General features: G+C 50.6%; 1 protein-coding gene. It reads left to right on the top strand.

Annotated features, from left to right (window positions below; translation table 11 throughout):
• The coding region (locus tag LKD71_RS17980) for a recombinase family protein (RefSeq protein WP_207737361.1) at positions 1-1,516 on the top strand (1,516 nt) is incomplete at its 5' end.
• Positions 1,517-1,595 lie beyond the last annotated feature (79 nt).

The raw sequence follows: 1,595 nt of genomic DNA, 5'->3' as shown, positions 1-1,595 counted from the left end.
TCAGAAGCGTATCCTTGAAACCTATGCAAAGCAGAACGGCTTTTCCAATCTGCGCTGGTACACGGACGACGGTTATTCTGGTGCGAACTTTCAAAGACCCGGTTTTCAAGCCATGCTTGCGGACATTGAAGCCGGAAAAGTCGGGACAGTTATCGTAAAGGATATGTCGAGGTTAGGGCGAAACTACCTGCAAGTGGGAATGTACACGGAAATGATTTTCCCACAGAAAGGTGTCCGCTTCATCGCTATCAATGACGGAGTGGACAGCGCACAGGGCGACAATGACTTTGCCCCGCTGCGGAATATCTTTAACGAATGGCTGGTGAGAGATACGAGCAAGAAAATCAAAGCAGTAAAACGCTCAAAAGGCATGAATGGCAAGCCCATCACAAGCAAGCCTGTGTATGGCTACCTCATGGACGAGGATGAAAATTTCATTATTGACGAGGAAGCTGCACCCGTAGTCAAGCAGATATACAACCTCTGTCTTGCCGGGAATGGTCCGACCAAGATAGCCCGTATGCTCACAGAGCAGCAAATCCCCACGCCGGGAACGCTTGAATACCGCAGGACGGGCAGCACCCGCCGCTACCACCCCGGCTATGAGTGCAAGTGGGCGACCAATACCGTAGTGCATATCCTTGAAAACCGGGAATACACAGGCTGTCTGGTAAATTTCAAGACAGAAAAACTTTCTTACAAAGTCAAGCACAGTGTAGAAAATCCCCCGGAAAAGCAAGTGATTTTCGAGAACCACCACGAGCCTATCATAGACACCCAAACATGGGAACGGGTGCAGGAGCTTCGCAAACAGCGCAAACGCCCAAACCGCTATGATGAAGTGGGTTTGTTCTCCGGCATACTGTTCTGTGCGGACTGCGGCAGCGTGATGTATCAGCAGCGATACCAGACGGACAAGCGCAAGCAGGACTGTTATATCTGCGGCAACTACAAGAAACGCACCCATGACTGTACGGCGCACTTTATCCGCACCGACCTCTTGACCGCTGGTGTACTCTCCAATCTGCGGAAAGTGACCAGCTATGCGGCAAAGCATGAAGCCCGGTTTATGAAACTCTTGATTGAGCAGAACGAGGACGGGGGCAAACGCAGGAACGCCGCCAAGAAAAAGGAACTGGAAGCCTCCGAGAAACGCATAGCCGAGTTATCCGCTATCTTCAAGCGGCTGTATGAGGACAGCGTGACCGGGCGCATATCAGACGAGCGTTTCACAGAGCTGTCGGCAGACTATGAAGCAGAGCAACGGGAGCTGAAAGAAAGAGCCGCTGCTATTCAAGCGGAGCTTTCCAAAGCACAGGAAGCCACCGTGAACGCAGAAAAGTTTATGAATGTTGTCCGGCGGCATACCAGCTTTGAAGAACTTACCCCTACTCTGCTGCGGGAGTTTGTAGAGAAAATCGTTGTGCATGAGTGCAGCTATGACGAGAACAAGACCCGCAGACAGGACATTGAGATTTATTATTCTTTTGTTGGCAAGGTGGACTTGCCCGAATAACCGCCCGACCTATCCGACACAATGCGCAAGTGCCGGATAGGAACGGCAAAATTTTTTACACTTCTATTACTTCTTTATC

Source organism: Fusicatenibacter faecihominis (assembly GCF_020686945.1).
Taxonomy (GTDB): Bacteria; Bacillota; Clostridia; order Lachnospirales; family Lachnospiraceae; genus Limivivens; species Limivivens faecihominis.
This window is presented reverse-complemented; position numbering and strand designations above follow the sequence as displayed.